The sequence below is a fragment of the Ruegeria sp. BHSA162 genome (genome assembly GCF_059613385.1).
Map to the genome: position 1 here is coordinate 1 of NZ_JBXWSK010000035.1, position 16433 is coordinate 16433.

The window sequence follows — 16433 nt, forward strand, 5'->3', positions numbered from 1 at the left end:
CTACAAAGACCACGAATTCGTTTTCCTCGACGGTCAGGTCGATGTTTTTCAGCACGTTTACCTGTCCGAAGGACTTGCACACATTGGTCAGTTTCAGGGCGGTCACGTCACGTCTCCTTCAGGTCGACCGGCTGGCCGGATCGAATGCTTTGGTCGGCGGCAAGGCAGATCCGCAGGGATTGCACCGCGTCATTCATATGGCGGGTCAGGTCGATGTCCTGCGCGATGGTTTGCAGCATGTAGGCTTGTTCGGCGTCGCACAGTTCCTGGTGGCCGGGTTCGCAATCCATCTCGATCATGGTGTCGCCGCTGGCTTTGTGCACCAGAATGCCGCCTACCTTCGTGTGGCCGTCCACATCGTCGGATGCGCCCTTGTTGCCCTCGGTTATGGAAACCGCGCCATTGGGTGAAACGATATCTTTCACGAAGAACGCCGTTTCGGACATCATAGGACCCCAACCAGCCTCGTACCAACCAACCGAGCCATCTTCGAACACCACCTGGAACTGGCCGTAATTGTACATGTCAGGCGCGATCTCATCCGACAAACGTAGGCCCATGCCGTTGACCCGGACGGGCCGGGCATCGGTAATCTGGCACATGACGTCGACGTAATGCACACCGCAGTCCACGATGGGTGAGGTGGTTTGCATCAGCGCCTTGTGCGTCTCCCATGTCGGGCCGTCGGACTGCTGATTCAGGTTCAGGCGAAAGACATAGGGGCCGCCCAGGTCGCGCGCCTCGGATATCAGCCGCATCCAAGAGGGGTGATGCCGAAGGATGTACCCAACCACCAGCTTGCGGTTGGCTTCAGTGGCCTTCTCGACGACACGGCGTGCGTCCGCGACGGTGGTGGCCAAGGGTTTCTCGACGAACACATGCGCACCGGCGTCCATTGCGGCACAGGCATAATCGGCATGGCTGTCGGAATAGGTGGCAATCACGGCCAGATCAGGGTTGGTGTCCGCAAGCGCCGTATGGAAATCGGTGAAGACCGGATACCCCTGCAAATCCGGGTGATCCACTGTCCCGGATCGGTTCACCAGACCCACGATCTGGGCGTCGGGATGGTGATGATGCGCCAGCGCGTGGCTGAGACCCATGTTGCCCAAACCTGCGATCAGAACCCGGATCATTTGACCGCCCCCGAAGTGATCCCGCGGATCAGTTGCCGCGAGAAGATGACATACAGAACCATGACCGGCAGGATCGCCATGCTGAGCGCGGAAAGCACCGCGTTCCAGTCGGTGACGAACTGCCCGATAAAGACCTGGCTACCGAGGGTCAGGGTCTTGGTCTCTTCGGCCGGGGCCAGGATCAGCGGGAACCACAGGTCGTTCCAGATCGGGATCATGTTGAACACGGCTACGGTCGCCATCGCCGGACGCACCAGCGGCAGAACAAGGCGGAAGAAGATGGTGTATTCGCTCAGCCCGTCGATGCGGCCTGCATTCTTGAGGTCGTCGCTGACTTGCCGCATGAACTCGGACAGGATGAATACGGCCAGCGGCAGGCCCTGTGCGGTATAGACGAGGATCAGCGCCATCAGCGTGTTGACCAGACCGGTCGCCACCATCATGTCGAGGATCGCAACCGTGCCGATGCGGATCGGAATCATGATGCCCAATGCAAGGTACAGGCCCATCAGTGTGTTGCCCTTGAACCGGTATTCGCTGAGCGCGAAAGCCGCCATTGCACCGAACAGCAGGATCAGGAACAGCGACACGACGGTGACAATCATCGAATTCTGGAAATACAGGAAGAAGTCGCCCTGTTTCATCACCGTCTGGTATCCGATCATCGAGAACGAGTCGGCATCCGGCAGCGCCAACGGTTCACGGAAGATCGCCTTTCGCGATTTGAAGCTGTTGATCACGATCACGAAGACCGGAAACAGGGCGATCAGCGTATAGAGGATCAGCGCGCCATGCATGGCGGCGATGTTGAAGGGGTTTCTGCGGGCTTTGTTCATTCTCCTCGGGCCCCTCAGAACTGATACCGGCGGATGCGGGTCTGGATCAGGAACAGATAGATGCAGACCCCCGTCAGGATGATGGCGAACATGCCCGTTGCGATGGCCGATCCCATATGCGGGTCACCGAGCTGCAATTGGAAGCCGAAGAAGGTTCGGTACATGAACGTGCCAAGGATGTCGGTCGAGAAGTCCGGCCCCGCCAGCGCACCCTGAGATGCGTAGATCAGGTCGAACGCATTGAAATTGCCGACAAATGTCAGGATCGAGATGATGCCGATCGAGGGCAGGATCAGCGGAAGCTTGATCTTCCAGAAGGCGGACATGCCGGTGATGCCTTCGACTTCGGCAGCCTCGAGGATCTCTTCGGGGATCGACAGCAGGGCGGCATAGATCAACATCATCGGAATGCCCACGAACTGCCAGACCGAAATCAGGGCCAGCGTGGTCAGCGCGTATTCCTCTTTGCCCAGCCAAGGCGCGAACAGAGATTTGAGTCCGACCGCGGCCAGCATATCGGGGGCGATGCCCCAGATCGGCGACAGGATCAGCTTCCAGGCGAAGCCAACGATCACGAAGGACAGGATCGTCGGGATGAAGATGGCCGAACGGTAAAACGCTGCAAAGCGCAGGCGTGGGTGGCTGAGGATCGCCGCCAGCGCGATCCCGATCGGGTTCTGCACCAGCATGTGGATGAAGAAGAACCAGAAATTGTTGCCCAGTGCGTTCCAGAACGCATCCGACCAAATCGGGTCGCCGAACAGGGTGCGGAAGTTGTCCAAGCCTACGAACACACGGGCCTGATCGACCTCGGTGTAAAGCGCCAGCCGCAGCGTGTTGAACAGCGGAAAGACCATGACGGCCGAGTAGACCAGCACTGCGGGTGCCAGAAACACCACGATGTGCCATTTGATCCGGCGATTGCCCATGTTGTTCCTCGAAAGCTCAGGGTGGCTCTGGCCGTCTGGCCAGAGCCGTTTGCGTTACGAAAGACGGTTTACTGGTGCGGGGCGTACCAGCTGGCCAACCCGTCCTGCAGGCGCTTGCCGGCGTCCTCGGGCGATTCCTCGCCCTTGATCACCTGAGCCGATGCGTTCCAGGTCTCGTTCTCAAGGTTGGGCGTTCCACGCGACAGGATCTGATAGGTGGACCGGATGGTCGAGTTGCACTCGTTCCGCCAGCTGACGAATTCCTGTGCCAATGGGTCCTCCATCGCCACATCGAAGCTGGAGAGAGAAAAGAAGCCGGGCAGCGCGTTTGCATAGATCTGCGCGAATTCCTCGGAACCGACCCAGTTCAGGAAGGTGCGTGCCGCATCGGCGTTGGGCGACGCCGCGTTCAGACCAATGGCGATGTCGGTGTGATCCGAGATATAGCACTCGTCCCCGGCATTCTGGACCGGCGGCTTGAAGGCGCCCATTTCGAATTCGGCCAGGTTGTTGAAGCCGCTGATCTCCCAGCTGCCGGCCGGATAGATGGCGGCGCGGCCCAGCGTGAACAGGTTCTGGCTGTCGGGATAGGTCTGCGCTTCGAACCCGTCGCCCAGATAGGCGCCCCATTTGGCCAGCTGGCGGTAGGGGGCGACCCACGGCTCGTCCGTCAGCTTCTGAGAACCTTCGATCAAGGCGAGGCGACCTTCTTCGCCCTTCCAGTAGTTCGGCCCGATGTTGTTGTAACCCATGGTGGCCGCTTCCCATTGGTCATTGGTGCCCATGGCCATGGGGATATAGGTGCCGTCTTCCTTGATCTTGTCCAGAACGGCAAAGAACTCGGCTTCGGTTTCCGGAACCGACAGGCCCAGTTCGTCGAACGCGTCCTTGTTGTAGATGAACCCGTGGATCACCGAGGCCATTGGCACGCAGAAGGTGGCCGAGCCGTCATCGGTCTGCCACGCTGATTTGGCGACGTCCGAGAAATTCGCCATGCCTTCCAGATCAGAAAGATCGGCCAGCTTGCCCGCCTCGTACAGGCCAAGTGAGGTGTCGAAGGGACGGCAGGTAATCAGATCTCCGGCCGAGCCGGCATCCAGTTTGGCATTCAGGGCGGCGTTGTATTCCGCCGGGGCCGATGGGGTGAACTTGATCTTGATGTCGGGATGCTTGGCCTCAAAGGCCGGGATGATCTTTTCCTGCCACAGGGCCAGGTCGTCGTTGCGCCAGCTTTCGATGGTCAGCGTGGTTTCGGCCATTGCCGCACCGGCCAGGGCCGATGACGCCAGCAGCACGGCGGTCAGTGTGGTTGTTCTCATGATGTATTCTCCCTTTTGGTCTTCTTCTTGGTTCAAATCTGGTCCAACGCAGGGCGCAGATGGCCGCCCGATGCCGTCAGCAGTTCACTGGCCTGCGCCGGTGTTGCGGCACCGGCGGCCAAAAGTACGGCAAGCTTCAGGTTGCCTTCGGCACGATCCAGGGCAGCAGCGGCGTGCTGAGCTGTGGCGCCGGTTATGTTCCGGATGATTCCTTCTGCACGCTGACGCAGCTTGGCATTGTCGGCGACCACGTTGACCATCATCCCGTCATGTACATGGCCCAACCTGACACCCATGAGGGTCGAGAGCATGTTGAGCGCCACCTTTTGCGCGGTTGCGGCGCCCAGTCGGGTCGATCCGGCAATGACTTCGGGCGGGGTGTTCAGGCAAATTGCGCAATCGGCGTGCTCGAACAGGGGTGCGTCGGCGTTGTTGGCGATGCAGATGGTTTTGGCGCTGCGGGACTTTGCAATTCCGGCAAAGGTCAACGGGTAGGGCGTGGTGCCGCTGGCGGATATCGCGATCACCGTGTCCGTTGGGCAGAGGTCGGCAGCGGCGATTTCGGCCGTCCGAGTGTCATCTTCGGTGTGGCCCGGCATCTCTGCCCCGGTTGGTATGCCGCCGGCCATGCAGATGGCGATCGAATCTGGCGACAGGCCGAATGTCCCCGGTATTTCCGCCCCATCGGCCAAGCCCATCAGCCCGGACGACCCGGCGGCGGCATAATAGAGCCGCCCCCCGGCGCGGATGGTTTCTGCCATCAATGCCGCACCTTTCGTGATATCCGGAAGGCAGGCATCCAGCCCGTTCAGCGCGGCTTTCTGCGCATCCAACAGCAGGCGCAAAACTTCGGTGTCCGGGCGCAGGTCCAGCCCCTCGGATTCGTCGCGCAGCATTTCGGTTTGCGGCAGCATTTGCGGCGTCATGTGATTCCCCTTTGGCACCAAAGATAATACCTATATAATACCTTTTGTCTACCATTCGTTTTAAATCACCAAATATCCGCTGAAAAGCACGATAAATCACAACCTCAGCTCATAAGAGGTCTTTTTTTCGGCCCAAAGGTATTGTAAAGGTATCTATATGGATGAGTCCCTCCCATATCTCATTGCAATTGACGGTGGCGGTACGCGCTGCCGGTTTGCCATGGCCGGCCCCACCGGGCGGCATGATCTGATTCTGGGAAGCGCCAATGTCTATTCTGATCGTGCGGCGGCTATCTCAACGCTGAATGCCGGGCTGCGGGCTCTGGCCGAGCGTGCTGCGATGCCCGAAGCGGCTTTGACCGGGATTCCGGTCTACGCTGGGTTGGCAGGCGTGACCGACGCGGACACAGGCGCTGAAATCGCACGGCACCTGCCATCGCGCATTGTGCAGGTCGAGGATGACCGCCGCTCGGCCGTGGTTGGGGCGTTGGGGTCAGTCGATGGATGTTTGATCGGGATCGGCACTGGATCGTTCCTGGCGCGGCAAAGCGATGGCGCAATCCGGTTGCTTGGCGGATACGGGGCGCTCATCGGTGATGATGCGTCCGGGTATTGGCTGGGGCAGCAGCTGCTGCGGCGGGTGTTGCTTGTAGCGGACGGAATAGCCCCCGACAGCGCGCTGACACGATCCGTATGCAGACGTTTTGACGAAGACCCGATGCAGATCGTGCGATTTGCGGGGCAGGCGCGGCCAGCCGAAATCGCAGACTTCGCACCCGAAATCATTGCGGCGGCTCAAAAAGGCGATGTGGTGGCCGTGGCCCTGATGCGCGAGGGCGCCGACTATGTCGCTGCAGGGCTTCAGGCCCTTGGTCGAGATGATGCCGAGCCGGTCTGTGCAGTGGGCGGGGTGGCATCGCATTACATCGCCTATCTTTCCGCCGAGGTGCAGAGCGCGATGATCGAACCGGAGGGCTCCGCCCTTGACGGGGCGCTGCAGCTCGCCGCACAGCTGGCCGAGCGCGCCAGATTGGGGGCAGCATGACCGCCGAAACGATCGAAACCTTCCTCAGGACCGGTGACTGGATGCAGCGGGCCGTTGGGCCGCGGTACGTTCGGTTGCGCAAGCGGATCGAAGAGGGCATCGAGAACGGTCTGTTGGCGGAAAGTGCACCGCTGCCGGCCGAACGCGAGATCGCAAACCTGACGGGCCTTTCCCGCGTCACCGTGCGTCGGGCGATGCAGGATCTGGTAGATCGGGGAATCGTCATTCAGCGCCAGGGCTCGGGCAGTTTCGTGGCCGACGGCACGCCTCGGGTCGAGCAATCTCTGTCACGGCTGACCTCGTTCACCGAGGACATGAATCGACGCGGTCTTGAATCCTCAAGCGAGTGGCTTGAGCGCGGCGTGCACACTCCGTCGCCCGAGGAGGTGATGGCGCTGGCCCTGTCCTCGGGCGAAGCAGTTGCGCGCATCTCGCGCCTGCGTATGGCCAATGATCGGCCCATGGCTATCGAACGGGCCTCGCTGCCGATCGACATTCTGCCGCGCCCGCAGGAGGTCGAAGCCTCATTGTACGAAGTCCTGGAACGGGATGGAAACCGGCCGGTACGGGCGCTGCAGCGGATTTCGGCGATCAATCTGGACATCGCCGACGCGGGTTTGCTTGGGGTCGAACCCGGTGCGGCCGGGCTGCGCATCGTTCGAACATCATACCTGTCCAACCGGCGGGTCGTTGAATTCACTCGGTCGATCTATCGCGGCGACGCCTATGATTTTGTCGCCGAGTTGCGGTTGGCCAACAGCTAGGACACATCATGCAACAGCAGATCACCCGGATGCGCCGGGAAATTGATGAAATCCCCGTGGCCGTAGAGCGGCTTCTGAGCCGGGGTCAGGCAGATATTGAGGCGGTCGCCTCGGTTGCCCGCGAACTGGACCCGACATTTGTCGTGACGGTCGCACGCGGGTCTTCCGATCACGTCTGCACCTATCTCAAATACGCCTCGGAAATCCTGTTGGGTGTGCCGGTGGCCTCGGTCGGGCCGTCGATCGGATCGATCTACGACTCGGTTCTGCGCATGCGCCAGGCGATGTGCCTGTCGGTGTCGCAATCCGGCAAAAGCCCCGACATCGTGGCCATGGCCCGCAATGCCCGACGCGACGGCGCATTGACAGTAGCGTTGACCAACGACGCGGCTTCACCGTTGGCCGAAGTCAGCGATCACGCCATAGAAATACAGGCGGGCCCCGAACTGAGTGTTGCGGCCACCAAGACCTTCGTCACTTCGGCGGTGGCCGGCTTGTGGCTGTTGGCAGAGTGGGGGCAGGATGCGGCGTTGCTGGCCGCGTTGCGCGACCTGCCCGAGCAGTTGGATCAGGCGGCCCGGATCGATTGGCCCGAAGTGCGTAACGCAATCGGTGCTCACCCGTCCTTGTTCACGCTTGGCCGAGGCCAGGCACTGGCCGTATCGAACGAAGCTGCACTGAAGTTCAAGGAGACCTGCCAGTTGCACGCTGAAAGCTATTCCTCGGCCGAGGTTCTGCATGGGCCGGTGTCCATCGTCGAGGACGGCTTTCCGGTACTCAGCTTTGCAGCGGCAGATGCGGCGGAGCCTGCGTTGGCGGAGGTGGCGGACGCGATCAGCGCCAAGGGTGCACGGGTCTTTGCAACCACGGACAGGGTTACTTCCGCGACCCGCATTCCGCATGTCCGCACGGGGCATTCCCTGACTGATCCGCTGAGCCTGATCGTCTCCTTCTACGCGATGGTCGAGGCCTTTGCCGCTTCGCGCGGGATCGACCCGGACGCACCGCGGCATCTGAACAAGGTGACGGAAACCGTATGACCAGCGAACTGCAGGCTCTGGCGGGCGCGGACATTCTGACCCCTGCAGGTATCCTGCAGGATCATGCCCTTCTGTTCGCAGAAGGGCGTATCGAGGGCGTAACGCCTCTCTCGAACACTCCTGGAACAGCGAGGGTGTCGCGGCTGGACGGTGGCCTGCTGGTTCCGGGCTTCGTCGATCTGCAGGTGAATGGCGGCGGCGGGGCAATGCTGAACAACGCCCCCGAACTGGAAACGCTCCGCACCATGTCGCGGGCGCATGCTCGTATCGGAGCAACGTCGATCTTGCCAACGCTGATCACGGATACGCCTGGGGTCACGCGGCGGGCCATCGCGGCCACGATTGCCGCCGTGAACGAAGGTATTGCCGGCATTGTCGGGCTTCATCTGGAAGGCCCGCACCTGTCCCAAGCCCGCAAGGGCGCACATGATGCTGCCCTGATCCGACCGATGGCGCAGGCTGATCTGGATTTGTTGCTGGATACAGTCGCGCGGTTGCCGATTCTCAAGGTTACGGTGGCGCCGGAAAGCGTGACCGATGATCAGATACACGCCATGACCCAAGCGGGGATCGTCGTCTCGCTGGGCCATACGGATGCGAGTTTTGAAACCTGTCAGAAAGCGGCTCAGGCCGGGGCGCGTTGCGTCACACATTTGTTCAATGCTCAGAGCCAGATGGGTAACCGAGAGCCCGGCGTCGTAGGCGCGGCGCTGGCGCTTGGCGAGCTGTCTGCGGGCCTGATCGCTGATGGAATTCACGTCCACCCGGTTTCAGTGCGCAATGCCATCCGGGCAAAAAATGGGCCGGGTAGTGTCTTCCTTGTTAGCGACGCGATGGCGACCGCCGGGTCGGATATCGACAGCTTCCTGCTGAACGGACGGCAGATCTTGCGCGACGGCAACCGGTTGACCCTCGCCGATGGAACGCTCGCCGGTGCGCATCTCGAGCTGTTGGACGCGGTTCGCAACGTGGTTGCATTTGCGCAACTGCCTTTGCAAGTTGCTTTCGACATGGCGACCCGGTTGCCTGCGGACTTGATCGGTAGATCAGATCTTGGCCGTTTGGCGGCCGGTGCCCGCGCCAATGTGCTGCATGTCTCCGATCATGGGCTTCTCCGGGTCTGGCAGGAAGGTCAGGCACTGGACTGACGGTGTCCACGGCGACCCATGGTCGTCTGATTTTCCTCGACATGTCGGACCCTGGGCCGTTCATGTCGGGAATCTACATTGTGCACATCTTGTATTTTTCTTAGCCTTGGTGTCGGGCGCAAGCTTCACGCGTGCCCGGCAAGAGGATTGAGATGACGCCCGTGTTCAGATTTCAGGGGATCTATACCCCGGTGGTGACGCCCTATGCGGATGATTACAGCGTCGATTGGGATGCCTTGGCCGAGGTGATCGAATACCTGGTCGAGAATGGCGTGCACGGTCTGATCTCGGGCGGATCCACCGGCGAAAACTATGCCCAGACCGTCGATGAAAGGCTGGAACTGGCGCGTTTTGCCCACCAACGACTGAAGGGTCGGCTGCCTTTGGTGGTCGGGACCGGCGCGATGTTGACGCCGGATTCGATCGCGTTGGCCCAAGGCGCGCGCCAGATCGGGGCCGATGCCATCCTGCTGGCCAGCCCGCCCTATTCGGTGCCGACCGACCGGGAAAACGCCCTTAATGCGCTGGCCATCGACAAGGCGGCCGATCTGCCGGTGATGCTGTACAATTATCCGCACCGCACCGGCACGATGATGGGGGCTGAGTTCCTCGACCGTGTGGGACGCAGCCGCAATTTCTGCGGCATCAAGGAAAGCTCGGGCGACATCAACCGTGTACACATGCTGGCGCGGGACTATCCGCATATCCAGCTGGGCTGCGGCATGGACGATCAGGCGCTGGAATTCTTCGCCTGGGGCGCGCCGTTCTGGGTCTGTGGCGGGTCGAATTTTCTGCCGCGCGAGCATGTGGCGCTGTATGAGACCTGCGTGCTGAAGGGCGATTTCGCCAAGGGCCGCCGGATCATGTCGGCGCTGATGCCGTTGATGCGGGTGCTCGAACAGGGCGGCAAGTTCATCCAGACCATCAAGCATGGGGTCACGATGAACGGCATCCCGGCGGGCGCGGTGCGGCCGCCTCTGAAGGGGCTGAACAAGGATGACAAGCGCGCGCTGGAACAGGTGACCCGCGTGTTGAAACGCAAGATTGCAGACATCATGGCGGAGGGCTGAGGCATGGGCTTGTTGACACGGGACGAATACGCGTCCATCGCCGCCGGGCTGGACCTGCCCACCGGCGCCTTCATCGACGGCGGCTATCGCCCGGCGATATCGGGCGCGGTGTTTCCCACCGTGAACCCGGCCACCGGCGCGGTGCTGACCGAGGTCGCGGCCTGCGCCGCCGCCGATGTGGACCTAGCCGTGGAAAAGGCACGCGAGTCCTTCGACGACGGCCGCTGGTCGCGCCTGCACCCGTCGGCGCGCAAGGATGTGTTGATTCGCCTGGCCAAGCTCATGACCCGCAATGCCCGCGAACTGGCGGTGATGGAAAGCATCGACAGCGGCAAGACCATCTTTGACTGCGAAACCGTGGATGTGCCCGAGGCGATCCACTGCCTGAAATGGCACGCCGAGGCAATCGACAAGATTTACGATCAAGTCGCGCCCGCCAGCGACGACCACATCGCGATGATCCTGCGCGAACCGATCGGGGTGGTTGGGCTGGTGCTGCCGTGGAACTTTCCCCTGCTGATGCTGGCCTGGAAGATCGGCCCGGCGCTGGCGGCCGGGTGCTCGGTTGTTGTGAAGCCGGCGACGGAAACCCCGCTGACCGCCCTGCGTCTGGCCGAACTGGCGGCCGAGGCCGGGCTGCCGCGTGGGGTTCTGAACGTGGTTCCGGGTGGCGGCGCCGAGGTGGGCGAACCCATCGGGCGGCATATGGATGTCGACATGGTGTCCTTCACCGGCTCGACCGTAACGGGCAAGAAATTCCTGTCCTATGCCGCCGAAAGCAACGCCAAGGAGGTGGTGCTGGAGATGGGCGGCAAGAACCCGGCCATCGTGCTGGAGGATGCCGAGAACCTCGACCGGGTTGCCGCCCATGTGGTGAATGGGGCGTTCTGGAACATGGGCGAGAATTGCTCGGCCACGTCGCGCCTGATCGTGCACCGCGCGGTCAAACCCGAGTTGCTGGAGCGCATCGCCCATCACGCCCGCCAGTGGACTGTGGGCGATCCGTTGGACCCTGCAACCCGGCTGGGCGCGCTGGTCAGCAAAGACCATTTCAACAAGGTCTGCGGCTATCTGGACAAGGCACCGTCAGTTCTTCTGGGCGGCAAGGCCGAGAACGGGTTCGTCGAAGCAACCGTGGTCGAGATTCCGGACAATGACGCGCTGCTGGCGCGCGAGGAAATCTTTGGGCCGGTCCTGTCGGTGATCGAGGTCGCGGGGTTCGATGAGGCCATCGCGATGGCCAATGACACGCCATATGGGCTGTGCGCGTCGCTATTCACCGCCAATGCCAAGCGTGCCCTGCGCGGTGCCCGCGCGATCCGGGCCGGAACCGTGACGGTGAACAGCTTTGGCGAGGGCGACATCTCGACCCCGTTCGGCGGCTACAAGCAGTCGGGCTTTGGCGGGCGGGACAACGGGCTGCACGCGCACGACCAGTACACGCAGCTGAAGACGCTGTGGATCGACCTGTCGGATGATGCCGACGAGGCGGTGGATTGACGCGGTTCACCGCTTGCCGCCTGCCGGTGCAGCGCGGCCCGGCGGCGTGGAATGCCCTGCTGGACCCGCAACCTGCCGCGCGTCAGCTTTCGGACAAAATCACCGCAGATTTCACCATCGTGGGCGCAGGCTTTTCCGGCCTGTCTGCGGCGCGGCGTCTGCGGCAGCTGGTTCCCGATGCGCGGATCGTGGTGCTTGAAGCCGGGCGCGTGGCGGAAGGCGCGGCGGGGCGCAACTCGGGCTTCATGATCGACCTGCCGCATGACCTGGCCTCGGACGACTATGCCGGGGCGGGCGATGACCGGGCGATGATCGGGCTGAACCGGCAGGCTATCGCTTTTGCCCGCGCGGCGGTCGAGGAATACGGCATCGACCCCAACTATTTCGATCCGGCGGGCAAGGTGAACGGCGCGGGCAGCCCGGCAGGACACGCGCACAACCAAAGCTATGCCCGCCATCTGGACAGCCTCGGCGAGCGGTCCGAGATGCTGGACCGGCAGCAAATGCAGGAACTCACCGGGTCCGGGCACTATGTCTCGGGGCTGTATACGCCGGGCACGGTCATGCTGCAGCCGGCGGGCTATGTGCGCGGTTTGGCGGCGGGGTTGGCGGCCGATGGGGTGCAGATTTTTGAGCACGGCGCGGTCACTGGGTTCCAGCGCGACGGGGCAGGCTGGCGCGTGCAGACTGCGCAAGGGCAGGTGTCGACCGGTCGGCTGATCCTGTCGGTGAACGGCCATCTGGAAAGTTTCGGGGTGGAGCGTGGCCGGCTGATGCAGCTGTTTCTGTTCGCGGCGATGACGCGAGAACTGGAGGCCGATGCGCTGGCCCGGGTGGGTGGCCAGCCGCGCTGGGGCGTGACTCCGGCCGATCCGATGGGCACCACCATACGCCGGATCGACACCGGGCAGGGCGGCAACCGGATCATCACCCGCACCTGCGCCGTGCTGCGCCCGGGCATGGAGGCGCGGGCAGCGGACCTGCGGCGCGCGGCTGCGGTGATGCGGCGCAAGTTCGACCGGCGCTTTCCGCAGTTGCGCGGCATCGCGATGGAGTACGAATGGGCCGGCCATCTATGCCTGAGCCTGAACGGCGTCTCGGTCACCCGCGAGATCGAGACCGGCGTTTATTCCGCCTGCGTCCAGAACGGGTTGGGCACAGCGCGCGGCACCCTGACCGGGATCGCAGCGGCCGAAATGGCCTGTGGCGTGCGGTCCGGGATCAGCGAGCATTTCGGCGCCGAGGACCGGCCCAAACCCCTGCCGCCCCGGCCGTTGTCCGAAATCGGCGCCAACATGGTGCTGCGCTGGAAGGAATGGCGCGCGCGCGACGAATGAAAAAGGCCCGCCTGACAGGCAGGCGGGCAAGTGGAGTGTTTCCTAATAGTGCTGGTTCAATTCGTCGGCGGCGGGAATTTCCCGCTCACGCCGGGCGATGTAGTCGCGCAATGCCTCGTTGGTGGCCGGGTCCAGATGGGGCTCTTGATACTCGGCCAGCAGCTTGCGGGCGTGGTTCAGGGCGCGCTCGGTGATCTCGACCTCGCCCTCGGCCACCCATTGTTCGATCGAGTTGTTGTCGAACAGTTCGGGCATGAAGAACGCCTCCTGGAAATTGTCCTGCGTGTGCGGATGGCCCAGGTAATGCCCGCCGGGGCCGATATCGGATACGGCCGCAACGGCCTCGTCGAAATCGTGCCACTTCGGGCCCTCGGCCATGCGGTAGGCCATGGCGCATTGCTCGGCATCGACAACGAACTTGGCGGTCGAACAATGCATCCCGGCCTCGTTCCAGCCCGCCGAATGCCAGATATAGTTGGCCCCGGCATGGATCACCGCCGACAGCGTGGTGGCGGATTCATATCCCGCCTGCGCGTCGAACGTCTTGGCCCCGCCCAGCGTGTTCGAGCTGCGCCAGGGCACGCCGTAGTGCCGGGCCATCTGGCCGATCATGAAGTTCATCAGGCTGATCTCGGGCGTGCCCGCCATCGGCGCGCCGGATTTCATGCTGACGGTCGACAGGTAGTGCCCGTAGATCGCGGGACAGCCGCGCCGGATCACCTGCGTATAGGCCAGCGCGCTCAGCGCCTCGGCGTTCAGCTGCGCGACCGTCGCCGGCACGCTGGCCGGCGTGTTGGCCCCGCCCAGCACGAAGGGCGAGCACAGCACCGGCTGGTTGCGGCGGCAGAAGGCGCGCATCGCCCCCAGCATGGTCTCGTCCCAGACCAGCGGCGAGTTGCCGTTGCAGTTGCCGGTGGTGACCGGGTGATCCTCCATGATCTTCTCGCCGAACAGGATCGCGCACATCTCCATCACGTCTTCGGCGTTTTTGGGCGAGGTGGTCATGCCCATGAAGGTCTTGTCGGAATACTTCATCGACGAATAGGTGATGCGCAGGTGGCGTTGGCTGATCGGGTGATCATAGGGTTCCACGATGTGGTGAGCCGAGGAATGCAGCGCGGGCAGCATGTGGCTGAGCTTGTGGAACATCGCCAGGTCGTCCAGTGTCGGATTGCGGCGCACGTCCTCCAGATCGCGCAGAAACGGCGCGCCGGTCATCGGCACGAAGATCGCGTGCGGACCGCCCAGGCGCACATTCTTGCGCGGGTCACGGGCGTGATAGATGAAGTCCGAGGGGATCGTCGCGATCAAGTCGCGGACCAGCCCGCGATCAAGATACACCCGCTCGCCGTCAACCTTGGCACCGGCCGCCTTCCAGTCGGCCAGCGCAATCGGGTCGCGGAACTGCACGCCAACGGTTTCGAGGATGTCCATCGAGGCTGCGTCGATCCGCTCGACCTGTGACCCGTCCATCACTTCGCACAGCGGGATGTTGCGGGTCAGGACCGGCAACATGTCAAAGCTGGGCGCGGTGCGCAGGGCGCGGCGGGCGGCGCTGCCTCCGGAGCGGACGCGGGTGGCGGTCTGGGTCATTCTGGGCCTCCTTTGACACCAGTCTGACCAGCAACTGGGGGCGCGACCTGCAGGATTGCGAAATACTGTTGCGGAATGCGACATCGAGCCCGTGCATTGCCCGCAACAGCTGCTAAGCTGCGCTCCGCAGGATCAGGAACAATGCACAGAGCAGACCGAGAATGAATTCCGCCACATCTGAAACCGCCCGGCTTGAGGGCGAGTACGAATATATCATCATAGGCGCGGGTACCGCGGGCTGCGTGCTGGCCAACCGGCTGACCGAGGACCCCAAGACACGGGTTCTGCTGCTCGAGGCGGGCAAGTCGGACAACTACCACTGGGTCCACATCCCGGTGGGGTATTTGTACTGCATCGGCAATCCGCGCACCGACTGGATGATGGAAACCGCGCCCGAGCCTGGGCTGAATGGGCGGTCGCTGGTCTATCCGCGCGGCAAGGTGCTGGGCGGGTGCAGCTCGGTCAACGGGATGATCTACATGCGCGGACAGGCGGCCGACTATGACCATTGGCGGCAGCTGGGCAATGCGGGCTGGGGCTGGGACGACGTGCTGCCCTATTTCCTGAAATCCGAAGATCATCACGCCGGCGACAGCGAAATGCACCGGGCCGGTGGCGAGTGGAAGGTTCAAAAACAGCGGCTGAGCTGGGAGATCCTGAAGGCCGTGCAGGACGGCGCGCGCGAGATCGGCATCCAGCCGCGTGCCGATTTCAATGACGGCAACAATGAAGGCTCGGGGTTTTTCGAGGTCAACCAGAAGAACGGCGTGCGTTGGAACACGGCCAAGGGATTTCTGCGCCCGGCGATGAAACGGCCCAACCTGCGGGTCCTGACCGAGGCCGAGACACTGGGCCTGATCCTCGAAGGCAAGACCGTGCGTGGCGTGCGCTTTGCCCGTGGCGGCACCGAATACCGGGCCCTGGCCGGGGCCGAGGTTCTACTGGCGGCGGGGGCGATCAACTCGCCCAAGCTGCTGGAACTGTCGGGGATCGGTGATCCACAGGTGCTGGCGGCGCATGGAATCGCGGTTCAGCATGAAAGCGCGGGCGTGGGGGCGAACCTGCAGGACCACCTGCAGATCCGAACCGTGTTCAAGGTGCGGAACGCGAAAACTTTGAACACCATGGCCAACAGCCTGTGGGGCAAGGCGCGCATCGCGGCGCAATACGCCCTGACCCGGTCGGGTCCGATGGCGATGGCGCCCAGCCAGTTCGGCATGTTCACCAAATCCGACCCGATGCTGGCCACGCCGGATCTGGAATATCACGTGCAGCCGTTGTCGACCGACCGGCTGGGCGACCCGCTGCATCCGTTCCCCGCGATCACAGTCTCGGTCTGCAATCTGCGGCCCGAAAGCCGGGGGCACTGCCACATCACCACGCCCGATCCGAAGGCCCAGCCCGAGATCAGGTTGAACTACCTCTCGACCGAGCGTGACCGGCAGGTGGCGGTCAAATCCGTGCAGCAGGCCCGGCAGGTGATGGCCGCGCGGGCGCTGGCACCCTACCACCCGCAAGAGGTTCTGCCGGGCCCTGAGATCAACGACCAACAGGGCCTGCTGGATGCGGTGGGCGACATCGCCACCACGATCTTTCACCCGGTCGGCACCTGCCGCATGGGCAGTGACGCCGCCGCGGTGGTCGATCCACGGTTGCGCGTTCGGGGGCTGGAGGGGCTGCGGGTGGTCGATGCCTCGGTCATGCCGAAGATCGTGTCGGGCAATACCGCCTCGCCCGTGATCATGATCGCGGAGATGGCTGCCGACATGATACGCGGACGGGCATGAAAA

The 16433-nt window shown here is 62.9% G+C and carries 14 protein-coding genes; 8 read left to right on the plus strand and 6 right to left on the minus strand.

The annotated features are described in order from the left end of the window. Positions 1-107 precede the first annotated feature (107 nt). From AC2FM5_RS11480 to AC2FM5_RS11500, 5 genes are all read right to left on the minus strand, one after another. Complete coding sequence (locus AC2FM5_RS11480) at positions 108-1136, minus strand: Gfo/Idh/MocA family protein (RefSeq protein ID WP_496735648.1); 1029 nt, start codon at positions 1134-1136, stop codon at positions 108-110. Then, the gene (locus tag AC2FM5_RS11485) at positions 1133-1972 is read right to left on the minus strand and encodes a carbohydrate ABC transporter permease (protein WP_170341791.1); all 840 of its coding nucleotides are present in this window, start codon (positions 1970-1972) and stop codon (positions 1133-1135) included. The genes AC2FM5_RS11480 and AC2FM5_RS11485 overlap by 4 nt, the downstream gene beginning before the upstream one ends. A 14-nt stretch (positions 1973-1986) precedes the next feature. Next, positions 1987-2901 (minus strand): carbohydrate ABC transporter permease, encoded by a 915-nt coding sequence (locus AC2FM5_RS11490; RefSeq protein WP_093963180.1) that lies wholly within the window; start codon positions 2899-2901, stop codon positions 1987-1989. A gap of 68 nt (positions 2902-2969) precedes the next feature. Next, positions 2970-4220: an ABC transporter substrate-binding protein gene (locus AC2FM5_RS11495; RefSeq protein WP_170372722.1), complete on the minus strand. Its 1251-nt coding sequence runs from the start codon at positions 4218-4220 to the stop codon at positions 2970-2972. Positions 4221-4252: 32 nt separating this feature from the next. After that, positions 4253-5146, minus strand: coding sequence for an N-acetylmuramic acid 6-phosphate etherase (locus AC2FM5_RS11500; RefSeq protein ID WP_496735651.1), 894 nt, complete (start codon positions 5144-5146; stop codon positions 4253-4255). 157 nt (positions 5147-5303) lie between these two features. On the opposite strand from AC2FM5_RS11500, the gene AC2FM5_RS11505 reads away from it, so the two are divergent. The 7 genes from AC2FM5_RS11505 (at position 5304) to AC2FM5_RS11535 (ending at position 13050) form a co-directional block, all read left to right on the plus strand. Further along, complete coding sequence (locus tag AC2FM5_RS11505; RefSeq protein ID WP_496735653.1) at positions 5304-6191, plus strand: glucosamine kinase nucleotide-binding domain-containing protein; 888 nt, start codon at positions 5304-5306, stop codon at positions 6189-6191. After that, complete coding sequence (locus AC2FM5_RS11510) at positions 6188-6955, plus strand: GntR family transcriptional regulator (RefSeq protein WP_170367411.1); 768 nt, start codon at positions 6188-6190, stop codon at positions 6953-6955. The genes AC2FM5_RS11505 and AC2FM5_RS11510 overlap by 4 nt, the downstream gene beginning before the upstream one ends. Before the next feature lie 8 nt (positions 6956-6963). After that, positions 6964-7995, plus strand: coding sequence for an SIS domain-containing protein (locus AC2FM5_RS11515; RefSeq protein WP_496735655.1), 1032 nt, complete (start codon positions 6964-6966; stop codon positions 7993-7995). After that, positions 7992-9143: an N-acetylglucosamine-6-phosphate deacetylase gene (nagA, locus tag AC2FM5_RS11520; protein ID WP_496735657.1), complete on the plus strand. Its 1152-nt coding sequence runs from the start codon at positions 7992-7994 to the stop codon at positions 9141-9143. The genes AC2FM5_RS11515 and nagA overlap by 4 nt, the downstream gene beginning before the upstream one ends. A gap of 152 nt (positions 9144-9295) precedes the next feature. Then, positions 9296-10213, plus strand: a complete 918-nt coding sequence (locus AC2FM5_RS11525) for a dihydrodipicolinate synthase family protein (RefSeq protein WP_496735658.1) — start codon at positions 9296-9298, stop codon at positions 10211-10213. Positions 10214-10216: 3 nt separating this feature from the next. Continuing rightward, positions 10217-11713 carry an aldehyde dehydrogenase gene (locus tag AC2FM5_RS11530; RefSeq protein ID WP_496735660.1) on the plus strand — a complete coding sequence of 499 codons (1497 nt, stop codon included), beginning with the start codon at positions 10217-10219 and terminating at the stop codon, positions 11711-11713. Further along, entirely contained in the window at positions 11710-13050 is a 1341-nt protein-coding gene (locus tag AC2FM5_RS11535) for an NAD(P)/FAD-dependent oxidoreductase (RefSeq protein ID WP_496735662.1), read from the plus strand. Before AC2FM5_RS11530 ends, AC2FM5_RS11535 begins: the two co-directional genes overlap by 4 nt. A gap of 42 nt (positions 13051-13092) precedes the next feature. Here AC2FM5_RS11535 and AC2FM5_RS11540 read toward each other — a convergent pair whose 3' ends face one another. After that, positions 13093-14643, minus strand: a complete 1551-nt coding sequence (locus AC2FM5_RS11540) for a trimethylamine methyltransferase family protein (protein WP_496735664.1) — start codon at positions 14641-14643, stop codon at positions 13093-13095. A gap of 161 nt (positions 14644-14804) precedes the next feature. Between AC2FM5_RS11540 and AC2FM5_RS11545 the strand changes: the two genes are divergently transcribed. Next, positions 14805-16430, plus strand: a complete 1626-nt coding sequence (locus tag AC2FM5_RS11545; RefSeq protein ID WP_496735666.1) for a GMC family oxidoreductase — start codon at positions 14805-14807, stop codon at positions 16428-16430. Positions 16431-16433 lie beyond the last annotated feature (3 nt).